This window comes from Flavobacterium sp. LMO8, assembly GCF_009495755.1.
Taxonomy (GTDB): Bacteria; Bacteroidota; Bacteroidia; order Flavobacteriales; family Flavobacteriaceae; genus Flavobacterium.
On record NZ_WIBJ01000015.1, the window covers coordinates 1 to 25,215 of the forward strand.

Here is a 25,215-nt window from a genome sequence, read left to right on the forward strand (position 1 = left end):
ATTATAATTTGGTAAACCAATTTGGATAACCATACAAAATTTAATCGAATTACTATTCTGATTTTTTTATAGAAAAACATGAAAAACAAAAAGTTATTTACTTATTCTATTTTGAAACATTTAATATGTTTTTTTGTTATTCTTATTATATATAGTTGTTCTAGTAAAGATGAAATTATTACTCAAAATTCCACTGATGAAATATCCGAAACAACATTAATAAACCCATTATCACCTTATGCCAACATAAGTTTTAACAATTTGAAAGTTACTTTACCAGTTGATGAAAACAATAATGGTAGTCCTGATGAATATTCTGCTGCACAATTAAGTAATTTTGGATATAGAACCCTAGCACCAGTTATTCCTTTTATGTATGATGACACTACTGATGAGTCTATAGTTTTTTATACCTATCCAGCTAGTTCAACAGCTAATAGTAATTATTCTAGAACAGAGTTAAGAGAGATGATGAATCCAACTAATAGTAAAATTAATTGGACTTTAAATCAAGGTGGTACTTTTGAAGGTAGATTAAAATTAGTGTCTGTAACACAAGACAATATTAGTTCAAGTTATGATTATCATAGAGTAATTATGATGCAAATACACGGAATTATATCTCAAGCAGATATGCTAACACATGGATTTTTATCCAACAATGGCCCACCACTTTTAAAAATATATTGGATAGACGGACATATAAAAGCATACAAAAAAACTTTAGTAAACTCAAATACAACAGGTGATGCACTTTTAGATGTTTCAAGTAGCACGTGGACAGATATTAGTCATGATTTTGGTTACATAGGATATGAACCATTTGATTTAAAAGTCATTGCTTCAACAGGCAAACTTGAAGTCACCGTAAATAATAGCATGAAAGTTTTTGAAGATATAAGTTTGGCTAAATGGCCTTTTGAAAATTATTTTAAAGCAGGAAATTATCTAATAACTACGGAACCAACTGCAAATTCTACTGTAAAATATTATAAATTAAATATTAATCATTAAACTTAAAAACAAAATTATGAAGACAAAATTACTTTTTTCAGAAAAAAATCAACAAAGATTTTATAGTGTTTTAGCACTTTCTTTGTTTATGAATTTCGGTTTTGCGCAACAAGTTATTGGAGAATTTCCAACAATGGATGGCGGTTTAGAGGGGCAAACAGCAACTACAACTGTTCCTTCAATAGGAAGTACAGGTACGCCAAGTGAAACTAATTGGTCGGTTAGTTCTACATCAAATTCTTCCGTAAGAACCATTTCGGATGTTCCAGCAGATGCAAGATCTGGAAACTTTTCTTTTGCTTTAGCAATTGCTCCAACAAAAACAAATACACGTTTGCAAGCGCCAACGCCTGTTTCGCCACTTTTTCAGGTAAGCACAGAATATACTATTCAATTTCATTATAAAACAGATACTGATCCAGGTAGCTTTTTAGATGGTGGGATTTATTTGAATAGTACTTCGGGTGGAGTTGCTTCTGATATAACAAATGCAGTTCCATTTGTAGCAAATACATGGACAAAAGGATACTCTACAATTACAAGTGGCTCAACGTTTAATAATCTAAACTGGGCAGTTGCCAGACTATCAACGCCAACAGCAGATGAATATTTGGCTACTGTAAATTTTGATGATTTTGTAGTATATGCAGGACCTTATGATGAAACAGCACCAACAGCAGTAACAACAGCTAGTGCTTATTATACAGAAAATGCAGGAACCTCTACAATTAGTTGGACAGCTCCAGCGAATGCTGCAGACGCAACAAATGGTCTTGTTGGTGGTGGATATGTAGTAGTAAGATACGCATCAATGCCAGCAGCAGATAATGATCCAAATCAAAATGGTATTTATGCAATAGGTAACACAACTACAAACGGAACAGCTAGTCTTGAAGGAACAGTTGTATATATAGGAACAAATACTACATTTGACGAAACCTATGTTTCTGGGTCTTATTACAAAATTTACGCAGTAGATAAAGCATTTAATTATTCGGAAGAAGTTACTGTAGCTGATCCTACTCTAGGTGTTGCTCAAAATGAAATTTCAAACTTAAGAGTTTATCCAAACCCAGCAAACGATGTACTTTTTATTGAAAGCAACAATCAATTAATTGATGTAGTTTCTATCTACAGCTTAGAAGGAAAAGAAGTATTGAATATAAATAAAGTACAAAATTCTGTTGATGTTTCAAGCTTAACATCTGGAATATATATTATTAAAATCACTAGTAATGAAAATGTACTTACTAGAAAGATTATTATTGAATAGTTGAATGTTAGTTATATTTAAAGGAATTACTGAGTAACTTTCCTTTATATTAGTTGAGAGAAAAAAAGCGATGGGTATTCATCGCTTTTATGATTTTAATGAATTTTATTTATTATTATCTTGAAGTAAATTTTTATAAATAATACCACCAACAATAGCCCCTAGAATGTACGTCTTCAAACTAAAGTGAACTTTTCCTAAGAGAGTATTTAGTTAATAATTCAAAGATAAATATTTTTTTTGATTTGTTGTTAATTTTAATTTTTGGTACTCATTTCTTCGGCCAATAATGGCTATTTTCTTTAATCGTTCACGTTCTTTTAGAATAAGTTCACCTCTTCCAAAATAGACATCTGCTGGGGTTAAGTTGTTTAATGATTCATGATAGCGTTCATTGTTATAGCGATAAACAAACTTGTCTAAAGCAGCTTCTAATTCTTCTGGAGCAAAGTAATTATCAAGTTTTACCACGTTTTTCATGGTTCTGTGATAGCGTTCAATTTTTCCTTGTGTTTGTGGATGATTGGGTCTGCCATGTACTTGTTGCATTTGATAATTGTCTTTTAAATACGTTTTTAATTCGCTTGCAATATAGCACGAACCATTGTCTGACAAGAGTTTAGGTTTTTGTTTAGTTACCAATTTTGCTTTTTTAATGGCAGTATCCACAGTTCTTTTTACATCATCGGCTTTCATACTTGAGCAAAGTTCCCAATGCACAATGTATCGGCTGTAATCATCTAAAACCGTACTCAAGTAATACCAACCCCAACCCAATATTTTAAAATAGGTAAAATCCGTTTGCCACATTTGATGAACAAAGCCTGTTTTGTCTGTAAATTCATTACCTGCACTCAAAAAAATATGAGCTGGAGCTGTAATTAAACCTCTTGACTTTAAAATCCGATAAACACTTGATTCTGATAGAAATATCTGTTGTTCATCAGTGATTTTATAGGCTAATTCTCGAGAAGACAAATCAGGATGATCTAAAGCTAATTTTACAACCAAATTCTTCTGCTCTTGTGGAATACTGTTCCATTGTCTGTTTGATGCTCTTTTGGTAGGAAGCAATCCTTCAACACCATTTTCGCTATAGGCATGATACCAATTGTAAAAAGTACTTTTGTTGATTCCAATCTCCCGAAGTGTTCGATTAACACCAATTTCAGAACGAGTAACCATGTGAATGATTTCTTGTTTTTCAGATACTGTAAGTCGCATATATTTCTTGAACTTTTCAGTTAATCCAGCATGTCTAAGCTTTTTTTTACAATATCGTAGCGTAAAACTAAATCGGCAATCATTACTTTTAAAGACTGATTTTCTTTCTTGAGCTCTGCTACTTCATCACTCGTAGCTTCTCTTGTTACATCGCCTGCTAAACGCTTTTTACCTGCTTCCAAAAATTCTTTGTTCCACTTATAAAACTGAGATTCATGAATGGAATACTTACGACACAATTCTGCAACTGACATTTCTGCTCGTAAAGCTTCCATAACAATCTGAATTTTTTGTTCAGAACTAAAGATTCTTCGTGTGTTTCTACGAATGTCTTTGATGAAATTCTCTGCTGTTTTTTTCTTGGGTGTTTTCATAATAATTCAAATTTAAGGATTTTGAAAACACTCTCTTAGTTTTGACTTAAATCAGTCCACTTTTTGCTGACGATTTACAATCTACTTGTTCTATTATCAATTGTTGTTTTGTATTTTTCATAAACCTATAGATTTAAAAATGAAATAAAAATGTAAACCTTTTGATTTAAATAAAAAAAATATTTTAATTTTTTAGATTTAATTATTTTAATAGTTTAAAAAACTAATTCTTTGTTTAGTAAATTTTTTTAGGAAAGTATCCTAAAATTTAATCAAATGAAATTTTACACAATACGCTTTCAAAAATTTCTAATTCTTCATGCAGGCTGTTAGACATTTCACTTGTTATGTGTACTAAACCTCTCATTTTTGAGAGGTTTTTTTGTTAGAAAAAGACAATAAATCAGGAATCATTTTAGGAACAAAAGATAAAATTTTATCTTTGAGACTTCTAAAAAAGAAAAAGATGAAAAAGCAATTAATTTTAGCGATTATTACAGGTTCAACGTTTTTATTTTCTTGTAAAAAAGAAGAAGAAGTAAAACCAGTTGAAGAACAACAACAAGTGCAACCTTTTTCTGGAGAAGCTTGGTTAAAACAGCGTGTTGGTAATCAAGGTCAAGTGCAACAGCAGGTTGTTCAACAATCAGCCCAACAACCAACTTCAGCTCAAACTCAAACTGCTCCAGGTATGAATCCGCCACATGGTCAACCAGGTCATCGTTGTGATATTGCTGTTGGGGCTCCATTGAATTCTAAACCAGCAGAAAAAAAACAACCTCAAACAACAACTCAAGTTGTTAATCAAAAACCAATCGAAAAACCTGTGATGAATATAAATTCCAATAGCGGATCAACAACTATCGTTGGTGCATCGACTCCTCTAGGAATGAATCCTCCTCACGGTCAAAAAGGGCATCGTTGCGATATTGCTGTAGGGGCACCACTTCCAAAATTATAATACTAAAAAAAGAGCCATAAGGCTCTTTTTTTAGTATTTCTTTTCTACTTTAATTCTTTAACACCCATATTGTAAAGTGTAAAAACTTGCATATCTACATTTTCTTGAATGGTAGCTGCTACAGATTTTCCTGCTCCGTGACCCGCATTTACATCAATACGAATTAAAACTGGATTTTCTCCTGCTTGTTTCGCTTGCAATTCAGCTGCAAATTTGAAACTGTGAGCAGGAACCACTCGGTCATCGTGATCTCCAGTAGTTACCATTGTTGCTGGATATTTTGTACCTGCTTTAACGTTATGAACTGGTGAATAGCCCTTGATGTATTCGAACATTTCTTTGCTTTGCTCTGATGTACCATAATCATATGCCCAACCTGCTCCTGCTGTAAAAGTATGATAACGCAACATATCTAAAACACCAACTGCTGGTAACGCTACTTTTACTAAATCTGGGCGTTGTGTCATCACCGCACCTACTAAAAGCCCTCCATTTGAACCACCTTTTATCGCTAAATAATCTGAAGAAGTGTATTTTTCTTTGATTAAATATTCGGCTGCAGCAATGAAATCATCAAAAACGTTTTGTTTTTTTAATTGCGTTCCAGCATCGTGCCATTTTTTACCGTATTCTCCACCACCGCGTAAATTCGCAACAGCGTAAACTCCTCCATTTTCTAACCAAACCGCATTAGCAATACTAAAAGCAGGAGTTAAACTCACATTAAATCCGCCGTAGCCATATAAAACAGTTGGATTTTTTCCGTTTAATTTCGTTCCTTTTTTATAGGTAATAATCATTGGAACTTTTGTGCCATCTTTTGAAGTGTAAAATACTTGTTTTGACTCATAATCTGCAGAATTAAAATCAACTTTTGGTTTTTGATAGATTGCTGATTTTCCTGTTTTTGGATCAAAAGTGTAAGTTGTTCCTGGCGTTACATAATTGGTAAACGAAAAATATAAAGTAGTTTCTTTTTCTTTTCCGCCAAAACCACCAGCAGTTCCAACACCTGGCAATTGAATATCACGAACTAATTTTCCGTTGTAGTCATATTGTTTAATGAATGAAACGGCATCTTTCATATAACTTGCGAAAATATAGCCACTTCCTGTGTTTGGCGACAATACATTTTCGGTTTCAGCGATGCAATCTTTCCAGTTTTCTTTCGAAGGATTTGACAAATCAAAAGTCACCACGCGTTTGTTTGGCGCTTTGTAATTCGTAACCAAATAAATTTTAGAACCTTTATTGTCTAAAACATCATTGTCGTTTTCGTAATTGTCAATTAACGTTACGATTTTAGCATCTGGTTTTGATAAATCTAAATAATATAATTCGTTTCCAGAAGTTGAATTCGCAGCAGAAATAAATAGATATTTCTCATCTTCCGATACGCCACCACCAACATATCTTCTTTTTACATCGCCACCAAAAACCAATTTATCTGTTTTTTGCGAAGTGTTTAATTTGTGATAATACAATTTGTGTTGGTCAGTTTTTGCCGATAATTCGCTTCCAACAGGTTTGTCATAACTTGAATAATAGAAACCTTCGTTTTTGTACCAAGAAACACCACTGAATTTCACATCTACAATCGTATCGCCAATGATTTTTTTAGTTTTTGCTTCCATTACAATCACTTTTCTCCAATCACTTCCACCTTCTGAAATTGAATAGGCCACTAAACTTCCGTCTTTGCTAAAATTTAACCCACCTAACGAAGTGGTTCCGTCTTTTGAAAACGTATTGGGGTCTAAAAAGATTTCTTCTTTACCATCTTTGTCTTTTCGGTACAAAACCGATTGATTTTGAAGTCCATTATTTTTGTAGTAATACGTAAAATCGCCTTCTTTGAACGGAGCTCCAATTTTCTCGTAATTCCACAATTGCTCCATTCTATCTTTTAACTGATTGCGATATGGAATTCTATTTAGATACGCATAAGTAATCAAATTTTGTTTTTTTACCCACATTTCTGTTTCTGTACTTCGGTCGTTTTCTAACCAACGGTAAGGATCGATAATTTGTTTACCAAAATAAGTGTCAACATGGTCGATTTTTTTTGTTTCCGGGTAATTGATTTTATTTGTTTGTGCGTTCATAAAAAGTGTACAAACAATAGCCGATATTGTTATTGTTTTTTTCATAAAAATTTATTGTTGAATAACAAAGATATTCAAAAGGGTTTTAAAGATTTGTTAAAAAACAAAAACGACTGAAATTTCAGCCGTTTTGTAACAAATTTGATTTAATTTTTTAGTTTACTGCAACTGAAAAGCTAACAGCTGCATCCGTATTTCCACCAGCATTTGTGATGTCGCCACCCGAAACTCCAGAAGCGGTTTTATTTGGTAAGTGTCTCAAGGTTACAGTTAAAGTTCCAGTTGAGCCAGAAGTTCCAGCAACTAAAGTGAAGTTTAATCCTATTGGTCTTCCATTAGCATCTGTATCGGTGTAAGTTACGGTTCCAATAGATGATGGAAGTTGGTAAAAAACTTGATGATCAGCTCCTTCTTCTTCCACTTCTACTGTGATATCTTCAGCTGGACTTTCTAATTCATTTAAAAATGTTGTTGAACCTGTGTAAGTTGTTCCTGCTGTTAAATTTTCTGAAACTGTTATAACTGGTGCATTTGGTCCGTCACCATCTAAATCTCTTGAAGTTAAAGTAATAGTTTGTCCACCTCCAACAAGCGTTGTTGTTACAGTTGTGATAACTTCTTCCTCGTTAACAGGAGCATCATCGTTAGAACAAGAAGTTGAAAATATTACTGGAATTACTAATAGCGCGATAAGTTTTAAATTTTTCATGTTTTGATTTTTTAATAATTAAATTTTAATTGAATTTGAATGTTTCTACCCATTTCGTCTACAAAAAAGCGTTGACGATTTAGGTAATCTCGATACGTTGTGTTTCTTATGTTTTGTACACTGAAAGAAGTGGTTAAGCTGTTTTTTTTATTGATTTTAAATGTCATTTCACTATTTAAGTGCAACAAATGATAGCCTTTTGGTGGCGAACTAATATCAACCAAGACAGGAGTTAATGCATCATCTACAACAATATTAGTTTCAAAATTGTAATTCGGGAATTGATTTTGTCTGAAAACCACTTCACTTTTTAATTCGGTTACGAAATTGAACCAAGATTCATCTTTATATTGAATTTTATTGTTGATGACAAATGGCGGCATATCAATTAAATACTCGTCAGTGCTTAGATTTTGCCCATTTACATAAGCCATGCCTAATTCATGTGAAAAATGATTAGAAATTTCCCACTTGGTATTGACATCAAAACCGGTCAACAAAGCTTCTGTTTGCTTGAATTCCCAAACTGGAAAAGCACCGCGAATAGTGGTTTCAAAACCAATAGGTTGCAAATAATTGAAATTCGAAATTCGATTAATAAACGGATTAACTTGAATGCTGAACGATTTCCAATCTTTCTTAAAAGTCGTGTTGAATTTATAGGCCTGTTCTTTTTCCAAACGTAAATCACCTAATTCAATTTGACCAGTAGAATGATGCAATCCATCGCTAAATAATTCTGACGGATTTGGATTTCGAGAAGCTAAACTCGCATTTACTAACCATTCCAATTCATGATGAAATTGCTTTCTAAATCCGATGTTGGCTGTAATATTATGATAATCAAAAGTTGGTTTTGTTAGCCATTGATTACCTTCTTCACCCACAATAAAATGTGAAAATTCAGCTTCATAACCACGCTCGTTCCATCTTGATTTCAAATAATATTTTGTTGCTTCGATAGTCGAAAAATCGTAACGAATTCCAGATTCTACAGAAGTAGCATTGTCAAATTTATAAACAGCAATACCATACAAACCTGCATCCAATTTCTCATAACTCGGAATTAACGGACGAACACCTGTTTCTGGATTAGCAAAATTGTTTTGGTAACCTAAATTCAAGCCTGATTTCAACTTTAAATTTCCAATAAACGTCTTATAATCCGCTAAAAAAGTATGTGTTGCTAATTGTAAATCCAATGCAGCTTTATCATTATTCGCGCTATTTCTTCTCACATCAAATTCTAAACGATTATTGAATTGAAACGCATATTGTAAATCGATAGAAGCATTTTCACTTAACAATCTTTGGTAATTAATTTTTGCCAAATGATGTTGTACTTCTTGTTTAGGAGCATCAATTAAATAAGTAAAAGGTTCGATTACGTTTGGTTGTTGGTTGTTAATGGAGTTGTACAAATCGTTTACATTTCCAATATGAGAAGCCCTAAGTATTCCAATTTGCGCATTGTAAAAACTGTACATCGCATTGAAACTATACTTTTCTTTAGCAAAACGAATGCCTCCCGAAAAATTTTGTTCGCGATTTCCTGAATTCGACAATACATAATCAGGCGTTTCTCTATCGCCTAAGTATTTAAAAGTTCCCAAAGCATTCCAACTCCACCCATAGCGATTTCCTTTTTGAAGACTTGAGCTCAAGCTTCCACCCATTCCGTTTGAGGCTAAGTTGAGAATTGTTTTTCCAACTAAAGTGTCTTTTTTCATCACTTCAGGTTCGATGACAACAATTCCACCAATAGCATCACCACCATATTGTAAAGCTGAAGCACCTTTAATCACCGTGATTTTTCCAGCCGCATTAATATCGAAATTAGGTGCGTGTTCCGTTCCCCACTGTTGGTCTTCCAATCGAACATTATTGTTGATAATTGGCACACGATTGCTATGCAAACCATTAATTACTGGTTTAACAATAGTACTTCCGGTTTTTAAAATCGAAACGCCAGAAACTTCTTTTAAGGCTTCACCCAAGGTTTGATTGCTAAATTTTTCAATAGTAGCGCTTTTCAAGACTTGTTCATTACTACTTTCGCTTTTTGAATTCGAAAGTTGTTGAATGGTGATATCGTCTAATTTGGTAACATCTAATTTCAATTGACGATTGATAGTCAAATCACTTGAAATTTCGATAGTTTCGGCAATAGCATGATAGCCTATAAACGAAATATAGAGTTTCTGTTTTCCTTTTGGAATGCCTGATATAACATAACTTCCATTAACATCCGTAGAAGTAGTTTTATTAGCAATGTGTACGTGAGCATCTCTTAGTGGTAAGCCATTTTCATCTGAAATAACGCCAGTAATCGTAACTTGAGCGTATCCGAAAAAGCCAACCAAAAAGAAAAATAATATCGATATGAATCGCATTTCTTTTAGTTTAAATGAAACAACAACGTATCATTATTTTTGATAATGATGTCGTAATATATTTTTAAACTAAAGCTGGTGGACCACGAAGGTAGAACGAATTTCCTTCAAACGTAATGCTAGTTTCATTACTATTAAATTGATACGGAATTTCGTAAAACGAAGGAATAAAGTCAAAGTGTAAAACTTCTGGTGAAAGGAAAGCCGCGAATTTGAAATCACAAACAGGACAATCTTCGCTTTCGGTAAAAGTTTTTTTGGAAGTTTTAAAAGTCAAATGATGCGAATCATCGCAACATTCTGTTTTTAAATGGTGATCATGTGAAAAAGTGTGAATAGATTGATAACTTACAGCAAATAATACTGCAAGCATCAAAAACAAATTCATATGTAATAATTTCTTTTTCACCACTACAAATATACTGTATTTAGAACAAAGCCAAAAAACAAACCACGAATTAACGAATTTTTAAGTTTTGATGACTTATTTCGTTAGTTCGTGATTATGTTGTGAAACACATAGAAACATAGAATTTAAGTTTGATGTGAACTTAAAAAAGTATAACATCCTTAATCTATTAAAATAAACTATGTGTCTATGTGTTTAAAATTACACCAAGTTATTTGCAACCAAATATTCCGCAATTTGAATCGTATTTGTTGCCGCTCCTTTTCTTAAGTTATCGGCAACAATCCACATATTAATGGTGTTGGGTTGGCTTTCATCTCTTCTAATTCTACCTACGAAAACATCATCTTTTCCTTGTGCGTAAATTGGCATTGGATAAGTAAACGTATCTAAATTATCTTGAACTGTTACGCCAGGTGTGTTGTGTAAAATTTCACGTACTTCGTTTACATCAAAATCATTTTCAAATTGAATATTTACTGCTTCACTGTGTCCGCCAACGACTGGAATACGAATTGCAGTTGCTGTAACGGCAATAGTGTTATCGTTTAAGATTTTTTGTGTTTCACGAACCAATTTCATTTCTTCTTTGGTGTAACCGTTTGCTTCAAAACTATCACATTGTGGAATGGCATTTCTGTGAATTGGATATTTGTATGCCATTTCATCTTGAATACCAGCGTATTCGTTTTCTAACTGACGTACGGCTTTTACTCCCGTTCCTGTAATGGATTGGTAAGTAGAAACAACAATACGTTTGATATCATATTTTGCGTGTAAAGGTGCTAAAGCCATTACCATTTGAATCGTAGAACAGTTTGGATTCGCAATAATTTTATCTTCTTTAGTTAAAACCGATGCATTGATTTCTGGAACGACTAATTTTTTAGTAGCATCCATACGCCATGCAGAAGAATTATCGATAACTGTTGTGCCTGCTTCAGCAAATTTTGGAGCCCATTCTAAGGAAGTTTCTCCACCTGCCGAAAACAAAGCAATCTCTGGTTTCATATCTACAGCGGTTTGTAAACCAACCACTTTATAGGAGTTCCCTTTCCATTCGATTTCTTTCCCTACTGATTTTTCAGAAGCAACTGGAATTAACTCCGTTACTGGAAAATTACGTTCTGCTAATACTTGAAGCATTATTTCGCCTACCATTCCGGTAGCGCCAACTACGGCTACTCTCATTGTGTGTGTTATTTAATGCTGCAAAAATATAGAATATTCAAACGACTTAGCAAATATTGATGAAATTATAACAAAAGTTTTGATTTGTAACAGGAATGTAAAAAACACTCCGGTATGTCGTGTGTAGATTGTAAATTTTTACTGTCAACTTTTTAAATTCATCTGTTTTTTGCAACGGATTTTTTTACTTAATATTAAAAATATCTTTAAATATTTGTATTATGTCAATTTTATTAATCAAGCCCATAAATCCTAAATAAATAAAACCTAAACTACCAATAATCCCTTTAAAGTTGGTATTTGACATAGGTGATGGCTTTTTGTATATATAATACATTAAATAACCTCCAAAAACTAGAATTACAAGACTTATTACTGAATTACCTAAATTCATATTTTTTATTAATTATTATATTCCGATGGCGCCGAATCGTATTTCGTGCCAAAACTTAAACTAACACAAATCTAATCAATTTCAATCAAAAAAATACCCCGACGAATCGGGGTTTAATTTAGCATATATAATGTAGCGGTATTGACTATTTTTTCAATAAATCTCTAATTTCAGCTAACAATTGCTCTTGTGTAGGTCCTGTTGGAGCCGCTGGAGCTGGTTCTTGCTTTTTCTTCATGCTGTTCATTGCTTTTACTAATAAAAAGATAACAAAGGCAATAACTAAGAAACTAATAACAGCTGCTAAAAATTTACCGTATAAAATACCACCATCGGTTTTTAATCCGGCTAAATCTTCAACTTGAGCTGCTTTTAAGGCTGGGTTTAATAAGGCTGGTGTTATTACATCTGAAACCAAGGAGTTTACAATCGCTCCAAATGAAGCTCCAATAATTACTCCGACAGCCAAGTCCATTGCGTTACCTTTAGCAATAAAATCTTTAAATTCTGAAATCATTCCCATAGTTTTAATTTTAAGAGTTAGTTTTAATTTAAGTATAACGAATATACAAAATTTAAAACAAGTTGTTAATTTTTATAAAAAATTCGCTTCACACGTTGCGAAATCCCAGTCAGAATTTCATAAGGTATCGTGCCAATAACACTTGCCATCTCTGTTACTTTTGGATTTTTTCCAAAAACAATCACTTCATCTCCGGTATTGCAGGAAATATTCGTAACATCCACCATCATCATGTCCATACAAATGGAACCTAAGATAGTCGCTTTTTGATTATTGATGGTAACAAATCCTTTCTCATTGCCCCAAGCTCTTCTGATGCCATCGGCATAACCAATTGGTATCGTAGCAACTTTCATTTTTTGAGTCACTCGAAATCTTAGGCTGTAACCAATGCTTTCTTCGGCTGAAACTTCTCTTATTTGAGAAATGATCGTTTTTAAAGTGCTTACATTTTCCAACACTTTCAATTCTTGTTCCGAATTTCCAATACCATACAAACCAATGCCTAATCGCACCATTTCCATCTGTTTTTTCGAATAATTGAAAATTCCAGACGTGTTTAAAATATGGCGAATCGGTTTTGACGGCAATACGTTCTCTAATTTCGAATACATCGCATCAAAGCGTTGAAATTGCAATTTTGTAAAATCGTCGAATTGCAAATCATCACTTGCGGCTAAATGCGAAAACACACTTTTCACCTTAACAAAATTGTTGTTTTTTAATAACGAACACAATTCGTCTATCAAATGCGGTTCAAATCCCAAGCGATGCATTCCAGTATCCAATTTAATATGAATCGGGTAGTGGGAAATATTTTGGTGTTGGGCAATTTTTAAAAACGCTTGTAAACCCGTAATCGAATAAATTTCAGGCTCTAAATTATAAGCAATCATAGCTCTAAAACTATTGTTTTCAGGATTTAAAACCATAATTGGAGTCGTAATTCCGGCTTTTCGTAATTCGATACCTTCATCGGCAAACGCAACACCTAAATAATCGACTTTATGATGTTCGAGCAATTTCGCAATTTCATAACCACCATTTCCGTAGCCAAACGCTTTTACCATCACCATGATTTTGGTGTCGTGCTTCAGTTTGGATTTGTAGAAATTCAGATTGTAACTAATCGCATCGAGATTGATTTCTAAAATGGTTTCGTGATTTTTCTCTTCCAACAAAACCACAATTTCATGAAAGTTGAAACCACGTGCCCCTTTTACTAAGATGGTTTCGTTTTGAAACGATTGCGTATTGAATTGTTGTAAAAATTCTTGCGTAGTGGCAAACGAAATCACATTGGGTAAATCGTTTAATTGTTTTCCAACGGTTTCGCCAATGGTTATAATGCGCTCGATTTTATTTTTCGAAAGCAATTGTTTTACCTGATTGTAAAGTGTTTCAACAGCTACTCCGCTCGTGAAAATATCAGATAAAATAATCGTTTTTTTATCGTGTAATTTTTGTTGTTCTAAGAAATCTAATGCAATTTTCAACGATTGATAATCCACAGAATAACTGTCATCTATTACCAAACAATTATTGATGCCTTTTATAGCTTGAAGTCTTAATTCTACTGGGTATAATTCCGCAACTCGATGTTGTATAAACGTAATTTCTTCGCCTAAAAACAACATGAAATTCACGCAAGTAATTACATTTTCAATTGAAATTTCATCTAAAAACGGAACAGTTACGCTAAATGATTTGTTTTCATTTTTGAAAGTTAATTCGGTTTTACCATGTTCATTTTTCTTCGAAACGAAAAGATTTGCACTTTCATCTGTAAAACTCCAAGTGTGTTTTTGACTGTTTTTTGGAAGTAAAACTTCAATTTCAGCATTCTTTTCTAATAAAATATCGGAACAATTTTCGAAAAGTTTGATTTTCTCTTTGATTTTGGCTGCGCGATTTGGGAAACCTTCATCGTGAACCGAACCAATATTCGTTAAAATGCCATATTTCGGTTGGATGATGTGTTCTAAATTTGACATTTCATTCGGTAACGAAATTCCAGCTTCAAAAATTCCTAAATCATAATTTCCCTCAATGGCTAAAATCGATAAAGGAACTCCGACTTGCGAATTATAACTTTTCGGATTTCGAACAATCAAGTGATTCGGACTCAATAGGAAATTCAGCCATTCTTTTACGATGGTTTTTCCGTTGCTTCCGGTAATTCCCACAAATGGAAAATCGAATTGTTTTCGATACCCAATCGCAGTTTTTTGCAAAGCTTTTAACGAATTTTCAACGATGATGAAATTCGCTTTTTCGTACAAATGTTCTGGAATATATTCAACCACAAAATAGCGAACACCTTTTGCAATCAACTCTTCCAAATACAAATGCGCATCGTGATTTTGTCCTTTGATGGCAAAAAACAGAGTGTTGCTTCCATTTTGTAACGAACGGCTGTCAATCGAAATGTGACTTGCGGTAAACTCAGTCGAATTTCCGTGAAAAACGCCTTTACAAAACGAAATAATATGAGAAAGGTTGAGGTTCAATTTATTGATTATCGTCTTTTTGCTTGTTTACAATTTCAACATCTTTTACTTCCATGTTTTCACGCATGGCTTTAAAATAGGCTGCACGACTTAGTGGCTCGTATTCTTCGGTTTCACCAAGCATTACCAGTCTTTTATCATCCGATTTTCTAAAACTATAATGCGCTAAATTTCCAGTGCGTGTACAAACCGCATGTACTTTTGTAACATATTCAGCTGTAGCCATTAGTGCCGGCATTGGTCCGAAAGGATTTCCTTTAAAATCCATATCCAATCCAGCCACAATCACTCGAATTCCTGAATTTGCTAAATCATTACAAACGGCAACAATTTCTTCGTCGAAAAATTGGGCTTCGTCAATACCTACTACATCGCAACCTTGTGCTAAAATTCGAATATTTTGAGCAATTGGCACAGGCGTAGAACGAATTTCATTTTTGTTGTGCGAAACTACCATTTCATCGTCATATCGAGTATCGACAGCCGGTTTGAAGATTTCTACTTTTTGTTTGGCAAACTGAGCGCGTTTTAGGCGGCGAATCAATTCTTCGGTTTTACCCGAAAACATGGAGCCACAAATTACTTCAATCCAGCCAAATTGTTCTTGTTGATTTACGGTATTTTCGAGAAACATTTTGTATCTTTCGTACGTTAAAAATTATTTTCTGCTACATTTGTAAGCAAAACAAAAATAGTAAAAAACAATCGATATAGTAAACGCTACAGCCTAAAGTTATGAAGAAAAGAATATCCGCTGAATTAATCAGTATTGCGCACCGAATTTTAAAGTTAAAAAACCATTCAGAAACCGTTCAATTACAGCAAGAAGCTAAAAATTTGTACGATCAATTGACGATTTTACGTTTTTATGAAGAGAATTTCGAATTGGTAAAAAACGAAATTTCGGAAGAAGTTTTAGCTGAAAAATTAGAAGCTAAACCAACCGAAGTTTTCGATGCACCTATTCAGGATAAATTCGTTGAAACTCCAGCGGAAGTTGCAATTGAATCTTCTCCAGAAATTGAAGAAACGAAATCTGAACCCATAGCGGAAGAAAAAGTCGTAATTGCAGAATTAATTGTCGAAGATGATGATGAAGAGGAAGAAATAATCAAAGAAGAACCAGTTGCCGAAACTCCAAAAGCAGAAGAACCAGCGAAACAAATTTCGTTTGAAGATTTATTAGTACACGATTACAAAGAATTAGATTTTGTAAAAGTTGAAGATGTTCCAGTTGAAGTTGAAAAAGCAAACGAAACTATTTTTGAAGCTGTAACTCCAATTGAAGAAGTTAAGGAAGAAATTCAACCAGAACCTGTAGTGGCTGAAACGCCAAAAGTATTGGAAGAAGAAGTAAAAGCAACTTTCGAAAAAGTAAGCCAAGAGCCAAAAATAAGCTCATTAAACGACAGATTAAACAAAACGATTTCTTTTGGTTTGAACGATAGAATCGGATTTGAAAAGAAATTATTTGGCGGAAGTTCGGACGATTTTAATCGTGTAATTTCGCAATTAAATACGTTTGATAGTTTTGAAGAAGCAAAATCTTTTGTTTTGGATTTCGTAAAACCGGATTACAATAATTGGGAAGGCAACGAAGAATTCGAAACGCGTTTCATGGAAATTGTGGAGAAGAAGTTTTATTGAAATATCTTTTTACAAATCTTAATCTTGAATTAAGATTTTATTTTCTTCAGTTTCACTAAAATTTAATTTAATATATTATTACATATCATGAAATACCATCAAATAGACCGCGATTTATACGTGAAAAACAGAGCAAAATTTACAGCTCAAATGAAACCTAATAGTGTTGCAATATTCAATTCAAACGATATTTATCCAGTTTCTGCCGATTCTACTTTGCCTTTTGCACAACATAGAGATATTTTATATTTATCAGGTGTTGACCAAGAAGAAAGTATCTTATTGCTTTTTCCAGATGCGCCTTACGAACATTTGAAAGAAATTTTATTTTTAAAAGAAACGAATGAGCATATCGCGATTTGGGAAGGCGAAAAACTGACTAAAGAAAGAGCTTTTGAAGTTTCTGGAATTAAATCGGTGATTTGGTTACAAGATTTCCACAAGACGTTGAAAGAAGTTATGGTGTATGCTGAAACAATCTACATCAACACCAACGAACATTACAGAGCCGTTGTTGAAACAGAAACTCGTGAAGCACGTTTTGTGAAATGGTGGAAAGAAAATTATCCAGCACACAAAGTAGAAAAATCGAATCCTATTTTACAAAGATTGCGTTCGATAAAAGAAAGCGAAGAATTGGATTTAATCCAAAAAGCGTGTGATATTACTGAAAAAGGTTTTAGACGTGTATTGAATTTCGTAAAACCAGGCGTTATGGAATACGAAATCGAAGCTGAATTTGCACATGAATTCCTAAGAAATCGTTCGAAAGGTTTTGCTTACACGCCAATTATCGCTTCTGGAAACAATGCAAATGTGTTGCATTACATCGAAAACAACCAACAATGTAAAGCTGGCGATTTGATTTTATTAGACGTTGGTGCAGAATATGCTAATTATTCAAGCGATATGACGCGTATGGTTCCTGTTTCAGGTCGTTTTACAGATAGACAAAAAGCAGTTTATCAAGCAGTTTTAAATGTGAAAAACGAAGCTACAAAAATGTTGGTTCCAGGAACATTATGGAAACAATATCATGTAGAAGTGGGCAAAATCATGACTTCTGAATTGTTAGGTTTAGGATTAATCGACAAAGCCGACGTGCAAAACGAAAATCCAGATTGGCCAGCGTATAAAAAATATTTCATGCACGGCACTTCGCACCACATGGGATTAGACACACATGATTACGGATTATTACACGAACCAATGCAAGCCAACATGGTATTCACAGTTGAACCTGGAATTTACATTCCAAAAGAAGGTTTTGGTATTCGTTTGGAAGACGATATGGTAATTCAAGAAAAAGGTGCTGCATTCAACTTAATGCGCAATATTCCGATTGAAATTGAAGAAATTGAAGCGATAATGAATGCTTAATTAGCTTAAGAGTTTACAAGGTTATAAGTTTAAAAGGCGGCTTGCAAAAATGTGAGCCGTTTTTTTATACTCAAAGCTCAACGCAAACTTGTCATGCTGTTAAGCATTTCTTAATGAGGTTTCTACGGAATGACAAGTTTGTGTTGAAACTAAACAGATGGAATCACTTCCACCACCATTTCATTCCCCACTTTATCGTAGTAACTGCACGTCATTTTATCCATCACTACAATCCATTTTTCAACACCTGATTTGGCGCAATCATTTAAAAACGTCATGTAATCAGTGTTGCCTTGTTGGTGCGATTTTAAGTCTGATTTGAATTGCTCAACGTTACTTTCATCAGCGATAGTTATGGTTTCTGAAAAACCTTCTGACGATGTTTGAAAATCATTAGCGCCATAATAATTGGTATGATTATCAAATACAAACGTTTCGAATGAATTAACACCAAGCGCCATAATGTCTTGCATGTATTTTGGAAAATCGGCACCGCTTTTTACTTTGGCGTGTGCATCGTGGATTTGTTGGATGGTGAACATGAGAGAATAATTTTATAATGCAAAAATACGTTTTTTTACACAATTTTGTCATGCTGGAAAACATCTCTTAATGAGATTCCTACGGAATGACAAGTTTGTGATGAAACAATCCTTGCGTACTTCGCGAAAAAACTTTGCGCCCTTTGCGTTTAAACCCTAACTTTGCCCACATGAAAACCACGAACTTCAAAAACACTAAAATCAGTTACACCGACCAAGGAAAAGGAACGGCTGTGGTTTTATTGCATGGTTTTTTGGAAAATCAATTGATGTGGAAGGTATTTATTCCTGAATTAGTTAAAAAGCATCGCATCATTACTATTGATTTATTAGGTCATGGTGAAACGGAATGTCTAGGTTATGTCCACACGATGGAAGACCAAGCCGATATGGTGCATCATGTGTTGCACGAATTAAAAGTCAGGAAAGCGGTTTTGATTGGACATTCGATGGGCGGTTATGTAGCGTTGGCTTTCGCTGAATTGTATCCCGATAATATCAAAGGAATTGTATTACAAAACTCTACTTCAAGAGCTGATAGCGACGAACGAAAAGCAAATCGTGACCGTGCTATTGTAGCGGTGAAGCAAAATTATTCGGCTTTTATTCGCATGAGTATTGCCAATTTATTTAGTGAAGACAATCGCGACCGTTTAGCGGATATTATCGAAGAAGTAAAATTGGAAGCTTTAAAAACACCACTTCAAGGTATTGTTGCGTCATTAGAAGGCATGAAAATCAGAAAAGACCGCGAAGTTCTTTTGCATTTTGCGCCTTATCCAATTCAAATCATTTTAGGAAAAAAAGATCCTGTTTTAAACTACGAAGACAATTTAGAACAAATCGAAGGCACACAAGTACAACTTACCACTTTTGAAGACGGTCACATGAGTCATTTTGAAAATAAGGCGGAATTGTTGTCGGTTTTGAGTGGTTTTTTGAAAAGCGTTTAACCACAAGAAACACCAAGCTTTGTGAACTTAGTGTAATTACTTTGTGTCCTTTGTGGTTAAGTTATACTTTCTCTTTAAACGGAATTTCTGGATTAAAAATTTCTACAATCAACATTTCTAATTCTGATTTAAAATTTTCTAAAATTTCGTTTGAAATAACAAGTTCTGCCTCTTTCCCTTTTCCTAATCCGAAAGGTAAAAAACCGTTTTTCATATTTTTGAACGAAACAATTCCAGCTGAAACTTCTCGGTTTTGTTTCAATTCATGATTTTCAAACATCAACGCATAACACAACAACTGAATGATTTTTTCATTTTTTATATCGGAAGCTAAATCGGCAAAATCTAGAATTTTTAAGCTGTTTCCAACTACTTTTCCAGTTTTGTAATCGATGATTCGGATGGCGCCGTTTCGTTCTTCTATTCGGTCGACTTTACCTGCAATTTTTATTGGAAATGACAACGATTTCACTTCAATTTCACAAGATAAACTAGCTTCCAACAATAGTACTTTTATCGCTTGACCTTCTTGGATATCTTTCTTTTCCAATTGTAGAAAATTGTAGACATTTCGTTTCGCTACTTCAAAAGCTAACAGGTTTTTCCCTTTTGTGATTTCGCCTTCTTTGTAAATTTCTTTGAAATGTTTTAGAATCACCTCGTCAATTTTAGTTTCCATCGCTTCAATATGATGCAATGCTAAATACAGATTCAAATAAGGTGTATACAATTCTTCCAAAGCATTGTGAATAATGGTTCCCAAGGTATTCACTGCGATGTTTTCTTCCACTTCATCCGCTTCGTTAATGCGTAAAATACGTTGCATATAAAACTGTAACGGATTTCGGATATAATTCGTCAACGACGATGGTGAAAAGCCTTTATCGGTTGCGATTTCGTTTAAACGCGTTAAAATTTTATCAGTTTTTGGAATGGTAACAGGTTCGTATGCTTTTTCGGGTAAAACGGCGTTATAGATTGTACTGGTAATAATGTGTTTCGGTTGTTTTTCGATTTCTAATTGGGTAATGAATCGGCTTTTTTCGCCGGCATCAATTCCTTCGTTGTCGGTGTTATAAAGCAACCAAACGTTTTTCGCACGTAACAACAAATGATAAAAGTGATAGCAATAAATCGCATCTTTTTCTTTGTACGTAGGCAAACCCAATTCTTTCTTCACATCATACGGAATGAACGAATTCTGTGATTTTCCAGCGGGAAATTTACCTTCGTTTACCGAAGTAATAATCACATTTTCAAAATCCAATACACGACTTTCTAAAACCCCCATTACCTGAAGACCGCTCAATGGTTCGCCTTCGAAAGAAACTTCCGCTAAATCGATGATTTGCTTGTAAATTGCCTGAAGTGATTGCAAACTTTCGATTTGATTATAGGTTTCGTGATAATTGGTTAATTTGTTAATGGTTTTAAAAACCGAATACACGAAAGCTTTCGTAACTTTTTCTTCGGCATCGTCATTGCTTAAATAGGATTTTATGGTAAGTAAAATCGCATTTAAGTTCGCTAAAATGTCTGAAATAGAATCATCCCAGCGTGTGAATAACAATTGAAAGAATTTATTTTCTGAATTAGGATATTTCTCTTCGTATAAACTGAATAATTTTTGATTGGAGAAGAAAGTAAAATTGTTATTGTTAATCACTTTTACCACTTCTTCCACTTTACAATACGGTTCCACCAAAGGATGATTTAAAATATCTAAAACTTCTTTGTAATAAAAGGTATAGCTTTTTTCGTTTCGCTGTTTGGCATTAGTATGCAACTTAAACAACTTGCTAATCAACAATTGTGCAGGATTATTTTTACTTGGATAACCCATTGTTATATTCAACGCATCTACCGATTCAGGCAAACCGTATAAAACAGGAAGCAACAGATTTTCATCGCCAAGAACAACAGCGGTTTTTTCCAAATTTGGGTTTTCAGATTGAATTTTTTCAATAATAGTACCAACAATTTTAGCTTGACCAATACTTTTTGGCGTTCCAATAATTTCGATGTTTTTTTCTTCACTAAAATGGTTGACAACCCATTCGAAATCTTGATTAACAAAAGGTTTCCACTCATTTTTAAACTTTCGAATAAATAAACCCGCATCATGATAGAAATCATTCAGAAAAACTTTATCGATATCCCAATATATTTTGGCTTTATTCTCGTTAGCTAAATGTTTGAATACTCGTTCTTCCGCTTGATTTAAAGCATTGAAACCTGCAAAATAGATTTGATTCGTAATCGTTGTGGTAAACGGAATTAAGTTTTTAACCGCTTCTCTGTACAATAGACCTTGATAACCAATTTCTTTTTTTAATAAATGATTATAAAAAGATTCATAATACAAAGGTAATTTTGCCCAAAACTCTAGATGTGTGTCGATTAATTTGGTGGTATTTGATGGTTCTAAATTCCATCTTTTTAAGGCTTCAATATCTTCTAAATAAGAAAAAACATGATTTGGTGGCAATAAATATCGGTCGATTTCATTAAAATCTTGAATAGCTGTTTTTGCCCAAGTAGCAAACTCTTCAAACGATTGTTGTTTCGTTTTTTCGGTAACGGAAAGATATACTTCGTAAAATTCGAATAACAATTCAATAGGATCAATTGTTCGAAGACCCGAAATTTCCTGAATAAAATCTTCAATACTAATTATAATTGGCGCAAACGAAGTGACTTCTAATTGATTTTTTAAACTTTCTAAAAGAAACACTTTGGCTCTTTTATTGGGTAAAACAATCAAACAATTCGATAATTGAACATCGGATGGGGATAAAATAGTCGCACTTAACTTGTCTAAAAAAGTCTCTTGTTTCATTTTATAAAAATAAAAAAACGCCCCGATAAATCGAGGCGTTTTCCAATTATATTTTAGAAGAAATTATTTCATTAAAGTAACTTCTACTCTTCTGTTTTGAGATCTTCCAGCTTTTGTTTTGTTAGAAGCAATTGGTTTTGTTTCACCGTAACCATCTGAAGATAATCTATCGTCAGCAATACCTTTACTTTCTAAAAATTTTTCAACAGCTAAAGCTCTTTCTTTAGATAATCTTAAGTTAAGTGCATCAGAACCTACTGAATCTGTATGTCCGCTGATATGGAATTTAGCAGATGGATACTCTTTTAAGATAGCAACCATAGCTTCTAAAACTGGCATTGTTGATTTATGGAAAGATGCTTTACCTGTATCAAACAAAATAGTTTTACCATAATCATTTAATTTTTTCATTGTATCGTCAGAAATTTCTGGACAACCAAAGTTAGCTACAGTACCTGCAACTGTTGGACATTTGTCATCTTTATCTGCAACACCGTCACTATCAGTATCTGGCCATGGACAACCTGCATTTTCTTTTGGACCAGCAATTGTTGGACAATTATCATCTTTATCAGCTACTCCATCTCCATCTGCATCTGGGCAACCTTTCATGATTTTAGTTCCTTTGTCATCTGGACAATTATCTTCATTATCGATAATTCCATCTCCATCTCTATCAGGACATCCGTTAAATTCTTTAGGACCTGCTTGCTCTGGACATGCATCTTCTGAATCTTGAATACCATCACTATCAGTATCTGGACAACCTTTGAATTCTGGTAAACCAGCAACTTCTGGACATGCATCATCTTTGTCATAAATTCCATCACCATCTGTATCTTTACCTCCAAATTTGAAAGTTAAACCAGCAAAATGTTGAATATGAGTTGGTATATCTGCGTTTGGAACTCTTGTATCGTCAAATGAATGTTTATAAGTAGATTGAAATTGTAAACCAACTTGCTCAGTAATCCAGAATGTTAATCCCAAACCTCCATTTACTGTACCTGCAGAAGCATCACCAATAAAGTTATAACCTCCACCAAGATTAATAGATGGATCTAACCATTTTGATTTTAATAAATCCATAAAGCTATACTTAATTACAGCATCAATACCGTAATAAGATAAATTTCCTGGATCAAAAACATTGTCAGTAGACTCAGTTCCTGGAACTCTTGAAATCCATTTGTCAATTTTGTTAACAGAACCTGTTAAACCAAATGAAAAACCATCACCAACGTATCTAGATACATTTAAATAAGAAACTGAAGGTAAAATATTCCAGTTATCTTCAACGTTAATTAATTGGATGAATTTTGGACTGTCATTTCCAACAGCACTAACTTTAGTGTCAACTCCATTTACCCCAAAAGACACTGCCCAAGGGTTGTTGCTGTCTTGTGCTTGTGATGTTAAACCAGCAAACAATAAAGCCGCAGCAAATAATTTGTTAAGATGTTTCATACTTGTTTTTATTTAATTACAATGCGTTATAATTGGAACAAAAGTAATACGTTTTTTTTAACTACAAAAAGTTTTGTTAAAAAAATTTACATATTTGTCGGATTTTACTTGATTATGCCTAAATTTTTTGCAACTTCTGTAAAAGCATTAATTGCTATATCCAAATGTACTTGTGTATGTGCCGCTGATAATTGTACACGAATACGTGCTTTATCCTTTGGCACAACTGGAAAGAAAAACCCTATAACATAGATTCCTTTTTTTAACAGTTCTTCTGCCATAATTTGCGATAATTTGGCATCATATAACATTACTGGAACAATTGCCGAATCTCCATCAATAAAATCAATACCAGCTTTTCTTAATCCAGCTTTGAAGTAATTGGTATTCCATTCTAATTTATCTCTTAGTGTGGTATCTTTTTCTAATAATTCGAAAACTTTTAATGAAGCTCCCACAATTGAAGGCGCCAATGAATTTGAAAACAAATACGGACGTGAACGTTGACGTAAAATTTCAATGATTTCTTTTTTGGCTGTTGTATAACCTCCCATAGCTCCGCCTAAAGCTTTTCCTAAAGTTCCAGTGATGATATCTACTCTTCCCATTACTCCTTTTGCTTCTAATGTTCCTTTTCCTGTTGCGCCAATGAAACCAGCAGCGTGACATTCGTCAACCATTACTAAAGCGTCATACTTATCAGCTAAATCGCAAATTTTATCTAATGGCGCTACTAAACCGTCCATTGAAAAAACTCCGTCAGTAACAATTAATTTAAAACGGTGACCTGCTTCAGATGCTTTTACAAGCTGTTGCTCTAAGTCTTCCATATTATTGTTTTCGTAACGGTAACGTGCTGCTTTACACAAACGAACGCCATCAATAATTGAAGCGTGATTCAAAGAATCAGAAATAATACAATCTTCTTCTCCTAATAAAGGTTCGAAAACTCCTCCGTTAGCATCAAAAGCGGCTGCATATAAAATAGTATCTTCTGTTCCGTAGAAATTTGCGATTTTTTGTTCTAATTCTTTGTGGATATCTTGAGTTCCACAAATAAAGCGTACTGATGACATTCCAAAACCGTGAGAATCTAAAGCATCTTTCGCTGCTTGCACTACTTCTTGGTGAGATGATAATCCTAAATAATTGTTTGCGCAAAAATTTAAAACTGTTTCACCGGTCGAAATCGTAATTTCTGCTCCTTGAGGTGAAGTAATAATGCGTTCTTTTTTAAATAATCCGTTTTCTTCAATGGTATTTAATTCGTTTTGTAGGTGTTGTTGGATTTTTCCGTACATAATATG

The 25,215-nt window shown here is 33.7% G+C and carries 19 protein-coding genes; 6 read left to right on the forward strand and 13 right to left on the reverse strand.

Annotated elements, in window-relative coordinates; genetic code table 11:
- Positions 1-261 precede the first annotated feature (261 nt).
- The gene (locus GFJ94_RS01950; protein ID WP_238989422.1) at positions 262-1,014 is read left to right on the forward strand and encodes a polysaccharide lyase family 7 protein; all 753 of its coding nucleotides are present in this window, start codon (positions 262-264) and stop codon (positions 1,012-1,014) included.
- A gap of 16 nt (positions 1,015-1,030) precedes the next feature.
- Complete coding sequence (locus tag GFJ94_RS01955) at positions 1,031-2,287, forward strand: T9SS type A sorting domain-containing protein (RefSeq protein WP_153199868.1); 1,257 nt, start codon at positions 1,031-1,033, stop codon at positions 2,285-2,287.
- A gap of 213 nt (positions 2,288-2,500) precedes the next feature.
- Here GFJ94_RS01955 and GFJ94_RS01960 read toward each other — a convergent pair.
- A protein-coding gene (locus GFJ94_RS01960; protein WP_370513779.1) for an IS3 family transposase occupies positions 2,501-3,885 on the reverse strand; the annotation gives its coding sequence in 2 pieces (ribosomal slippage) (positions 2,501-3,570 and positions 3,570-3,885; 1,386 coding nt in all).
- A 466-nt stretch (positions 3,886-4,351) separates the two neighbouring features.
- Here GFJ94_RS01960 and GFJ94_RS01965 point away from each other — a divergent pair.
- The gene (locus GFJ94_RS01965; protein WP_153199870.1) at positions 4,352-4,846 is read left to right on the forward strand and encodes a hypothetical protein; all 495 of its coding nucleotides are present in this window, start codon (positions 4,352-4,354) and stop codon (positions 4,844-4,846) included.
- 44 nt (positions 4,847-4,890) lie between these two features.
- Here the strand turns inward: GFJ94_RS01965 and GFJ94_RS01970 are convergent, their stop codons facing one another.
- The 8 genes from GFJ94_RS01970 to GFJ94_RS02005 all read right to left on the reverse strand — a co-directional run bounded on the left by GFJ94_RS01970 (position 4,891) and on the right by GFJ94_RS02005 (position 15,714).
- A complete protein-coding gene (locus tag GFJ94_RS01970) occupies positions 4,891-6,996 on the reverse strand; it encodes a prolyl oligopeptidase family protein (RefSeq protein ID WP_153199872.1) in 2,106 nt (701 codons plus the stop codon).
- A 109-nt stretch (positions 6,997-7,105) separates the two neighbouring features.
- Positions 7,106-7,660 (reverse strand): type 1 periplasmic binding fold superfamily protein, encoded by a 555-nt coding sequence (locus GFJ94_RS01975; RefSeq protein WP_153199874.1) that lies wholly within the window; start codon positions 7,658-7,660, stop codon positions 7,106-7,108.
- Between the two features lie 11 nt (positions 7,661-7,671).
- Positions 7,672-10,053 (reverse strand): TonB-dependent receptor plug domain-containing protein, encoded by a 2,382-nt coding sequence (locus GFJ94_RS01980; RefSeq protein ID WP_238989423.1) that lies wholly within the window; start codon positions 10,051-10,053, stop codon positions 7,672-7,674.
- A 64-nt stretch (positions 10,054-10,117) separates the two neighbouring features.
- A complete protein-coding gene (locus tag GFJ94_RS01985) occupies positions 10,118-10,426 on the reverse strand; it encodes a hypothetical protein (protein WP_153199876.1) in 309 nt (102 codons plus the stop codon).
- Between the two features lie 237 nt (positions 10,427-10,663).
- A complete protein-coding gene (locus tag GFJ94_RS01990) occupies positions 10,664-11,653 on the reverse strand; it encodes an aspartate-semialdehyde dehydrogenase (protein WP_153199878.1) in 990 nt (329 codons plus the stop codon).
- 539 nt (positions 11,654-12,192) lie between these two features.
- Complete coding sequence (gene mscL / locus GFJ94_RS01995) at positions 12,193-12,570, reverse strand: large conductance mechanosensitive channel protein MscL (protein ID WP_153199880.1); 378 nt, start codon at positions 12,568-12,570, stop codon at positions 12,193-12,195.
- Positions 12,571-12,635: 65 nt separating this feature from the next.
- On the reverse strand, positions 12,636-15,080 hold the full coding sequence (locus tag GFJ94_RS02000; protein ID WP_153199881.1) for a bifunctional UDP-N-acetylmuramoyl-tripeptide:D-alanyl-D-alanine ligase/alanine racemase: 2,445 nt from the start codon (positions 15,078-15,080) through the stop codon (positions 12,636-12,638).
- A 1-nt stretch (position 15,081) separates the two neighbouring features.
- On the reverse strand, positions 15,082-15,714 hold the full coding sequence (locus tag GFJ94_RS02005) for a thymidine kinase (RefSeq protein WP_153199884.1): 633 nt from the start codon (positions 15,712-15,714) through the stop codon (positions 15,082-15,084).
- Positions 15,715-15,815: 101 nt separating this feature from the next.
- Between GFJ94_RS02005 and GFJ94_RS02010 the strand changes: the two genes are divergently transcribed.
- Together GFJ94_RS02010 and GFJ94_RS02015 are read left to right on the forward strand one after the other, a co-directional pair.
- Positions 15,816-16,727, forward strand: coding sequence for a hypothetical protein (locus GFJ94_RS02010; protein ID WP_153199886.1), 912 nt, complete (start codon positions 15,816-15,818; stop codon positions 16,725-16,727).
- A gap of 87 nt (positions 16,728-16,814) precedes the next feature.
- A complete protein-coding gene (locus GFJ94_RS02015) occupies positions 16,815-18,107 on the forward strand; it encodes an aminopeptidase P family protein (protein ID WP_153199888.1) in 1,293 nt (430 codons plus the stop codon).
- A gap of 149 nt (positions 18,108-18,256) precedes the next feature.
- Here GFJ94_RS02015 and GFJ94_RS02020 read toward each other — a convergent pair whose 3' ends face one another.
- Entirely contained in the window at positions 18,257-18,649 is a 393-nt protein-coding gene (locus GFJ94_RS02020; RefSeq protein ID WP_153199890.1) for a DUF1398 domain-containing protein, read from the reverse strand.
- Positions 18,650-18,819: 170 nt separating this feature from the next.
- Between GFJ94_RS02020 and GFJ94_RS02025 the strand changes: the two genes are divergently transcribed.
- Positions 18,820-19,602, forward strand: a complete 783-nt coding sequence (locus tag GFJ94_RS02025; protein WP_153199891.1) for an alpha/beta fold hydrolase — start codon at positions 18,820-18,822, stop codon at positions 19,600-19,602.
- Between the two features lie 61 nt (positions 19,603-19,663).
- Here the strand turns inward: GFJ94_RS02025 and GFJ94_RS02030 are convergent, their stop codons facing one another.
- From GFJ94_RS02030 to kbl, 3 genes are all read right to left on the reverse strand, one after another.
- Positions 19,664-22,441, reverse strand: a complete 2,778-nt coding sequence (locus GFJ94_RS02030) for a PD-(D/E)XK nuclease family protein (RefSeq protein WP_153199893.1) — start codon at positions 22,439-22,441, stop codon at positions 19,664-19,666.
- Positions 22,442-22,504: 63 nt separating this feature from the next.
- A complete protein-coding gene (locus tag GFJ94_RS02035) occupies positions 22,505-23,908 on the reverse strand; it encodes an OmpA family protein (protein WP_153199895.1) in 1,404 nt (467 codons plus the stop codon).
- A 104-nt stretch (positions 23,909-24,012) separates the two neighbouring features.
- Positions 24,013-25,209 carry a glycine C-acetyltransferase gene (gene kbl / locus GFJ94_RS02040; RefSeq protein ID WP_153199897.1) on the reverse strand — a complete coding sequence of 399 codons (1,197 nt, stop codon included), beginning with the start codon at positions 25,207-25,209 and terminating at the stop codon, positions 24,013-24,015.
- Positions 25,210-25,215: the final 6 nt, after the last annotated feature.

What these genes read in the sequence shown, in the direction of transcription:
- GFJ94_RS01970 (WP_153199872.1), bottom strand. Translation starts at nt 6,996, where the DNA reads ATGAAAAAAACAATAACAATATCGGCTATTGTTTGTACACTTTTTATG.
- GFJ94_RS01965 (WP_153199870.1), top strand. Translation starts at nt 4,352, where the DNA reads ATGAAAAAGCAATTAATTTTAGCGATTATTACAGGTTCAACGTTTTTA.
- GFJ94_RS02030 (WP_153199893.1), bottom strand. Translation starts at nt 22,441, where the DNA reads ATGAAACAAGAGACTTTTTTAGACAAGTTAAGTGCGACTATTTTATCC.
- GFJ94_RS02025 (WP_153199891.1), top strand. Translation starts at nt 18,820, where the DNA reads ATGAAAACCACGAACTTCAAAAACACTAAAATCAGTTACACCGACCAA.
- GFJ94_RS02015 (WP_153199888.1), top strand. Translation starts at nt 16,815, where the DNA reads ATGAAATACCATCAAATAGACCGCGATTTATACGTGAAAAACAGAGCA.
- GFJ94_RS02010 (WP_153199886.1), top strand. Translation starts at nt 15,816, where the DNA reads ATGAAGAAAAGAATATCCGCTGAATTAATCAGTATTGCGCACCGAATT.
- GFJ94_RS01985 (WP_153199876.1), bottom strand. Translation starts at nt 10,426, where the DNA reads ATGCTTGCAGTATTATTTGCTGTAAGTTATCAATCTATTCACACTTTT.
- mscL (WP_153199880.1), bottom strand. Translation starts at nt 12,570, where the DNA reads ATGGGAATGATTTCAGAATTTAAAGATTTTATTGCTAAAGGTAACGCA.
- GFJ94_RS01990 (WP_153199878.1), bottom strand. Translation starts at nt 11,653, where the DNA reads ATGAGAGTAGCCGTAGTTGGCGCTACCGGAATGGTAGGCGAAATAATG.
- GFJ94_RS01980 (WP_238989423.1), bottom strand. Translation starts at nt 10,053, where the DNA reads ATGCGATTCATATCGATATTATTTTTCTTTTTGGTTGGCTTTTTCGGA.
- GFJ94_RS02020 (WP_153199890.1), bottom strand. Translation starts at nt 18,649, where the DNA reads ATGTTCACCATCCAACAAATCCACGATGCACACGCCAAAGTAAAAAGC.
- GFJ94_RS01955 (WP_153199868.1), top strand. Translation starts at nt 1,031, where the DNA reads ATGAAGACAAAATTACTTTTTTCAGAAAAAAATCAACAAAGATTTTAT.
- GFJ94_RS01975 (WP_153199874.1), bottom strand. Translation starts at nt 7,660, where the DNA reads ATGAAAAATTTAAAACTTATCGCGCTATTAGTAATTCCAGTAATATTT.
- kbl (WP_153199897.1), bottom strand. Translation starts at nt 25,209, where the DNA reads ATGTACGGAAAAATCCAACAACACCTACAAAACGAATTAAATACCATT.
- GFJ94_RS02035 (WP_153199895.1), bottom strand. Translation starts at nt 23,908, where the DNA reads ATGAAACATCTTAACAAATTATTTGCTGCGGCTTTATTGTTTGCTGGT.
- GFJ94_RS02005 (WP_153199884.1), bottom strand. Translation starts at nt 15,714, where the DNA reads ATGTTTCTCGAAAATACCGTAAATCAACAAGAACAATTTGGCTGGATT.